The organism is Actinoplanes hulinensis, assembly GCF_019429605.1.
Classification (GTDB): Bacteria; Actinomycetota; Actinomycetes; order Mycobacteriales; family Micromonosporaceae; genus Actinoplanes; species Actinoplanes campanulatus.
This window is the reverse complement of sequence record NZ_JAHXZI010000048.1, coordinates 1-6,139: the sequence shown is the minus strand read 5'-3', so window position 1 is coordinate 6,139 and position 6,139 is coordinate 1. Positions and strand designations below refer to the sequence as shown.

Here is a 6,139-nt window from a genome sequence, read left to right as displayed (position 1 = left end):
TGCCGGAACTGCGCTTCGACTGCCGCACGCTCCAGAACTGGTAGAACGTCTGGGTGCCGTCGATCGACGGCGCATTGACCCGCTGGCTGCGCAGGATGTCGTAGGTGCCGCCGTCGGTGGTGACGGTGCCCATCCGGGTGGCGCCGCTGCTCGGGTTGTAGCTGCCGAAGTTCTCGACGATGTAGTACTCGATCAGCGGGCTGCGCGTCCATCCGTACAGCGCCAGGTAGGTGTTGTTGTTACCCGGGTTGTAGCTGCCCGAGTAGGTGATCGTCCGGCGGGTGCCCGTGGCCCAGCCCTTGCCACCGACCCAGTTGTTGGTACCGCGGTCCCAGCTGCTGGAGTACCGGCCGTCGGCACGCAACGTCATGCTCGCGTTGCCGCTGTCCTTCCAAAACGAGAAGTAGTAGCCGTTGTGGGTTCCGGTGGTGTTCGAGCTGACCGTCCGGTCAGCCTCGGCGTGCGCGACGCCGGCCACGGAGACCCCGGCGATCGCCATCGCGGCGGTGCAGAGAGCGGCGGTGAGCAGGCGGACGCGCCCGCGCCGACGTGGGATTTCTACGGACATGTGGGCCTTTCCTCCTCTTGAGGGGCTGTCGGGGAAGCAGCCCCACGGGGACGGGAATGTTACGAAATCGAGCTTCGTCATTACCTCGAATCGTGTCAACAACTTTCGGAGAACTTTCGGAAATACCGAGATCGACCCCAACAGGCATTCACGAGCATCCAGCACGGCAAACCGAGGGCATGCCCGGCGCAGGTCCCCGAAACTTTCGGAGCCCGGCTATGCACATCCTTTGAACTATGGTTAGCCTTCCCTAACCAATGATCCGCGTATGAATGGACGGCCCCCGATGCACACCTGGCGTTCGATCCTGGCCGTCGCGACAGTCGGCGTGCTGCTCGCCGGTTGCGGCGGCGGCACCGATGAGCCCGAGACCCCCGCGGCGGCGGCCGGCCCCTGGTCCTTCAAGAGCGGCAACGGCGAGACCGTGACGGCCGAGAAGACCCCCACCCGGATCATCGCGCACGCCGGTGAGGCGGCCGCCCTGATGTCGTTCGGGATCAAACCGGTCGGCATCTACGCCGACGAGCCGGTGAAGACCGACGCGAACCTCAAGAACCTCGACCTGACCGGGATCACCGTCCTCGGCGAGGAGTGGGGCAAGATCGACGTGGAGAAGGCGGCCTCCCTCGCCCCGGATCTGATCGTCGGCGACTGGTGGCCGGTCGAGAAGGCGTACTCCGGCCTGGAAGAGGGCGTCGACGAGAAGAGCAAGAAGCTCACCGAGCTCGCGCCCATCGTGGGCGTCACCCAGGGTGAGTCGATCGCCGACCTCGCGGAGGGCTACGAGGCGCTGGCGAAGAGCCTCGGCGCCAAGGTCGACGACCCGAAGATCGCCGAGAACAAGCAGCGGTACGAGAAGGCCGTCGCCGCGTTCAAGGCGGCCACCGCCGCGAAGCCGAACCTGACCGCGGCCGGGATGTCGCCGACCGACGAGAAGGTGTACGTCGCCAACCCGAAGTACGCCCCCGAGCTGCTCGACTTCCAGCGCTGGGGCCTCAAGGTGATGAACCCCGCGACGCCGGACGCGGACTTCCCCTACTGGGAGACGCTGAGCTGGGAGAACGCCGACAAGTACCAGCCCGACCTGATCCTCTGGGACGGGCGCGCCTACAAGGACACGCTGAACGCCGAGTTCGGCAAGAAGCAGCCGACCTGGTTCGAGGTGAAGGCGGCCAAGGCCGGCGCGGTCGTCTCCTGGCCGGCGTACTGGCTGCACACCTACGGCGACTTCGCGACCGAGCTGGAGAAGCTGACCACCGCGATCAACGGCGCTGATGAGAACATCGGCTCCTAGGCGCGCCCTCGGGCTCGTCGCACTCTGTGTCATCCTGGCCGTCGTCGCGTTCCTCAGCGTCACCCAGGGCTCCCGGTCGATCGACCTGCCGGAGGTCCTGCGGGCGCTGGGGAACCTCGGCGGCGGCCAGACGATCGACAGCACCGTCACGATCGAACTGCGCGTACCCCGTACGCTGCTCGGGATCCTCGCCGGGGCCGCGCTCGGCGTGGCCGGCGCCATCCTCCAGGGAGTGACGCGCAACCCGCTCGCCGACGCCGGGATCATGGGCATCAACGCGGGGGCGGCCGCGAGCGTCGTCTTCGCCGTGTCGGTGCTCGGCATCCGCGGGATCGGCGTCTCCGTGTGGTTCGCGTTCGCCGGTGCGGCGGCCGCCACCGTGCTGGTGTACTCGATCGCGTCGATGGGCCGCGAGGGCGCCACCCCGGTCAAGCTGGCGCTCTCCGGCGCGGCCGTCACCGCCGGGCTGATCTCGGTCACCTCGGCCATCGTGATGACCGACATCGACGCGCTCAACGAGCTGCGGTTCTGGCAGGTCGGATCGCTGGCCGGCCGGTACACACCGGTCCTCACCGGCGTCGCCCCGTTCCTGCTGACCGGACTGTTGCTGTCGCTGGGATGCGGGCGCGCGCTCAACGGGCTGGCACTCGGCGAGGACGTGGCCCGCGGCCTGGGCCAGCGGGTCCGGCTCACCCGGGCCGCCGCGTTCGCCCTGGTGGCGCTGCTGGCCGGCGCGGCCACCGCGGCATGCGGGCCGATCGTCTTCATCGGCCTGGTGGTGCCGCACCTGGCCCGGTTCCTGTGCGGACCGGACTACCGGTGGATCCTGCCCTACTCGATGCTGCTCGCCCCGGTCGTCCTGCTGCTCGCCGACGTGATCGGCCGGGTGGCCGGCGCGCCCGGCGAACTCCAGGTCGGAGTGGTCCTCGCGGTGCTGTGCGCGCCGGTCTTCGTGGGCATCGTCCGCTACGCCCGGCTCACGGAGGCCTGACCATGTCCGTCGCCACACTCGACACGCTGCGGGTCACCCGCCGCCGGCGATCCGTCCGGTCGGTCACCGTCACCACGGTCCTGGCCCTGCTGGTGGCCGCCCTGTTCGTCCTGACCATGATGGTCGGCAGCTTCCGGCTCACCGCCGGGCAGGTGATCGTCTCGGTCCTGCATCTGGAGGCGAATCCCGGCATCGACTTCGTGGTCCGCGGCCTGCGGCTGCCGACCGCCGGCGCCGGGCTCGCCGTCGGGCTCGCCCTCGGCGCCTCCGGCACCGTCTTCCAGCAACTGCTGCGCAACCCGCTGGCCTCTCCCGACTTCGTCGGCGTCACCTCCGGCGCGAGCCTCGCGGCGGTCGGCGGCATCGTCTTCCTCCAGGCCGCGGGGCTGGCCGTGTGCGCGTACGCCCTCGGCGGCGCCCTGCTCGCGGCCCTGCTCATGTACGTGCTCGCCTGGCGGGACGGGGTCAGCGGCTACCGGTTCATCCTGATCGGCATCGGGGTCGCCGCGTTCTTCGACGGTCTGATCGGGTACGTGCTGAGCCGAGCGAGACTGACCGAGGCGCGGCAGGCCATGCACTGGCTCACCGGCTCGGTCGGTCAGGCCAGTGAGAGCGAACTGCGGATCCTTCTGTACGCCCTGCCGGTCCTGCTGCCGGTCGCGGTGCTGTTGCAGAGGCACCTCAGGGCGCTCGAACTCGGCGACGACACGGCCCGGGCGCTCGGTACGCGTACCGAGCTGAGCCGTGCCGCCCTGCTCGGCACCGCCGTCCTGCTGGTCGCGCTCGCTGTCGCGGTGGCCGGCCCGATCGTCTTCGTGGCGCTGGTCGCCGGCCCGGTCGCGAACCGGCTGCTCGGCCCGGCCACCGGCGGCATCGCGGCGGCCGCCCTGACCGGCGCGGCGCTGCTGCTCACCGCCGACCTGGTCGCCGTGCACCTGATGCCGTCGCCGCTGCCGACCGGCGTGGTCACCGGCGCGGTCGGCGCACCCTACCTGCTGTGGCTGCTCGCCACGACGAACCGGAGAGGAGCCGGCGGATGACGCGGCTGCGCGCACAGGGCCTCACCCTCGGCTACGACGACCGGGCCGTGGTGAGCGGCCTCGACGTCGACATCCTGGACGGCAGGGTGACCGCCGTCGTCGGCGCCAACGCCTGCGGCAAGTCCACCCTGCTGCGCGGCCTGGCCCGGCTGCTCAAACCCCGGGCGGGCGCGGTCCACCTGGACGGCACGCCGATGTCCGGGATGAGCACGGTCGAGGTCGCCAAGGTGCTCGGGCTGCTGCCGCAGTCGCCGGTCGCACCGGACGGCGTCACCGTCGCCGACCTGGTGTCCCGCGGCCGCTACCCGCATCAGGGCTGGTTCCGCCGGTGGACCGGCGACGACCACGACGCGGTGGCCCGCGCCCTCGACGCGACCGGCACCGCCGACCTGGCGAACCGGCCCCTGCACCAGCTCTCCGGCGGGCAGCGGCAGCGGGTCTGGGTGGCGATGGCGCTCGCCCAGGACACCGATCTGCTGCTGCTCGACGAGCCGACCACGTTCCTGGACATCAACCACCAGGTCGAGCTGCTGCGCCTGCTGGGCACCCTGAACCGGGAGTCCGGGAAGACGATCGTCGCGGTCCTGCACGACCTCAACCTGGCCAGCCGCTTCTGCGACCACATCATCGCGATGGCCGACGGCCGGATCGTCGCCGAGGGCACGCCGGCCGAGGTGATCACCGCCGAGCTGGTCGGGAAGGTGTTCGGCCTCGCCTGCGTCATCGTCACCGATCCGGTCGCCGGAACCCCGATCGTGGTGCCGGCCTGACCGCCGGTCACCCGCTCAGCGAAGCAGGAGCCATTCCACGGTGACGTTCGCGGTCAGCCGCTGGCGACCCGGCTCGACCGGCATCGCGGCGTCCGCGGCGAACTTGTGGTCCGGTCCGCCGATCCCCCCGCCGTCGTCGGAGGTCGCCTCACTCACCCGGATGACCCGCCCCAGCTTCCGGCCGGCCGCTCCGGCGTACAGCTCGGCCTTGCCCTTGGCGTCGGCGAACGCCTTCCGGCGCGCCTCGGCGAGCAGCGCCGCGTCGTCGTCGATCGCGAAGGACACGGCGTTGAGCCGTGCCGCGTCCCCGCCCGCCGTGACCGTCTCGGTGAGCACCGTCCCGGCTTTCGGCAGGTCCCGGATCTTCGCGGTGAGCCCCTGCGTCACCGTGTAGCCGGTGATCTTCCCCTTGTCGTCGCGCTGCGCGCTGATGTCGGCGTGGGAGGTCTGCAGATCGGCCGCGACGACGCCGGCGCTCACCAGCGTGTCCCGCATCCGGGTGGCCGCCGCGGAGGCACGCTCCATCGCCTCGGCGACGGTGGCCGCGCCGGCCTCGGCGGCGAAGTCGGCGACAAGGACGTCGGGCTCACCGAAGACATCGCCGGTCCCGGTGACCGTGACACTGTCCAGGGCCGGCGCGGCGGCGGCCGGCCCGGCGGTGAGCGCGACGAGAGTGGTCAGCGCGGCTACCGAGGCCGCGAAACGAGATAACACCATTTCTTCATTAAAACCATTTTTGGTACGAAGGGAGCGCTCATCGCTACGGTGAGCTGATGACGGCGAGGCGCTCCATCCTGGTCGCGGCCCTGTTCAACGCTCCGGCCGTGGTGGCGCTGTGGGGCGGCCGCACGCTGGAGCTGACGCCGGTGGCGGTCGGCGGCGTGGCGGTCGGCGGTTCGGCCCGGGCCGCGGAGCGGGTGCTGCGCCGGGCCCTGAGCGCGCCGGACCGGATCGTGCGGGGCGGCGGTTGCGAGCTCGATCCCGGTGCGGAGCCGCGCCGCCATCTCATCTGGGGAGCGCTGACGGTGACCATGGCGCCGCCCGGCAACCGCCTGGTCGGCTGGACCGTCGGCGCCGGACGCCTGCCGGACGGCGTCCACCTGCCGCACGATGTGACGACCGCGACGACCGTCCGGAAGGCGCTGCGCACCATCCCCGGCGCGACCACCCGGTGGGACGACGTGTTCCAGAAGTACTGGATCACCACGCCGAAGGAACCGCCGATGATGTGGGCCGGTGACCGGAAGGACGGCGGCGGCCGGATCACCTACATCACGAACGCCTTCGAGCCCTGCGAATAGCCGAACGAGCCGCCACCCCTGGTGGGGTGGCGGCTCGGTGTGTGTCCGGTCAGCTCAGCTTGACGTTGAAGATCGGGTTGGCGGCGAGCTTCTTGAACGCGGCGAGGCTGCCCGGGGTGCTGTTGATGCTGATATCCCGGTTGCCCTGGTCATCGGCCTTCGTGTCGAAGTGCAC

At 70.7% G+C, this 6,139-nt stretch carries 7 protein-coding genes; 5 read left to right on the top strand and 2 right to left on the bottom strand.

Annotation, left to right across the window (positions count from 1 at the left end; all coding sequences use genetic code 11):
* Positions 1-568: glycoside hydrolase family 11 protein (locus KZ829_RS42450; RefSeq protein WP_220149498.1), on the bottom strand; the 568-nt coding region annotated here is incomplete at its 3' end.
* 286 nt (positions 569-854) lie between these two features.
* Between KZ829_RS42450 and KZ829_RS42445 the strand changes: the two genes are divergently transcribed.
* Genes KZ829_RS42445 through KZ829_RS42430 form a run of 4 tightly spaced genes read left to right on the top strand, consistent with a single transcriptional unit; the run spans position 855 to position 4,663 of the window.
* Positions 855-1,862 (top strand): ABC transporter substrate-binding protein, encoded by a 1,008-nt coding sequence (locus KZ829_RS42445; protein ID WP_220149497.1) that lies wholly within the window; start codon positions 855-857, stop codon positions 1,860-1,862.
* Positions 1,843-2,853, top strand: coding sequence for a FecCD family ABC transporter permease (locus KZ829_RS42440; RefSeq protein ID WP_220149496.1), 1,011 nt, complete (start codon positions 1,843-1,845; stop codon positions 2,851-2,853). Before KZ829_RS42445 ends, KZ829_RS42440 begins: the two co-directional genes overlap by 20 nt.
* A 2-nt stretch (positions 2,854-2,855) precedes the next feature.
* Positions 2,856-3,893, top strand: coding sequence for a FecCD family ABC transporter permease (locus KZ829_RS42435; protein WP_220149495.1), 1,038 nt, complete (start codon positions 2,856-2,858; stop codon positions 3,891-3,893).
* On the top strand, positions 3,890-4,663 hold the full coding sequence (locus tag KZ829_RS42430) for an ABC transporter ATP-binding protein (protein ID WP_220149494.1): 774 nt from the start codon (positions 3,890-3,892) through the stop codon (positions 4,661-4,663). Before KZ829_RS42435 ends, KZ829_RS42430 begins: the two co-directional genes overlap by 4 nt.
* A gap of 15 nt (positions 4,664-4,678) precedes the next feature.
* On the opposite strand, the gene KZ829_RS42425 is transcribed toward KZ829_RS42430, so the two are convergent.
* Positions 4,679-5,380, bottom strand: coding sequence for an SIMPL domain-containing protein (locus tag KZ829_RS42425; protein ID WP_220149493.1), 702 nt, complete (start codon positions 5,378-5,380; stop codon positions 4,679-4,681).
* Positions 5,381-5,436: 56 nt separating this feature from the next.
* On the opposite strand from KZ829_RS42425, the gene KZ829_RS42420 reads away from it, so the two are divergent.
* Entirely contained in the window at positions 5,437-5,964 is a 528-nt protein-coding gene (locus KZ829_RS42420; protein ID WP_220149492.1) for a hypothetical protein, read from the top strand.
* Positions 5,965-6,139 lie beyond the last annotated feature (175 nt).

Coding starts and splice junctions, on each gene's coding strand:
- KZ829_RS42445 (WP_220149497.1), top strand. CDS start 855: ATGCACACCTGGCGTTCGATCCTGGCCGTCGCGACAGTCGGCGTGCTG.
- KZ829_RS42440 (WP_220149496.1), top strand. CDS start 1,843: ATGAGAACATCGGCTCCTAGGCGCGCCCTCGGGCTCGTCGCACTCTGT.
- KZ829_RS42435 (WP_220149495.1), top strand. CDS start 2,856: ATGTCCGTCGCCACACTCGACACGCTGCGGGTCACCCGCCGCCGGCGA.
- KZ829_RS42430 (WP_220149494.1), top strand. CDS start 3,890: ATGACGCGGCTGCGCGCACAGGGCCTCACCCTCGGCTACGACGACCGG.
- KZ829_RS42425 (WP_220149493.1), bottom strand. CDS start 5,380: ATGGTGTTATCTCGTTTCGCGGCCTCGGTAGCCGCGCTGACCACTCTC.
- KZ829_RS42420 (WP_220149492.1), top strand. CDS start 5,437: ATGACGGCGAGGCGCTCCATCCTGGTCGCGGCCCTGTTCAACGCTCCG.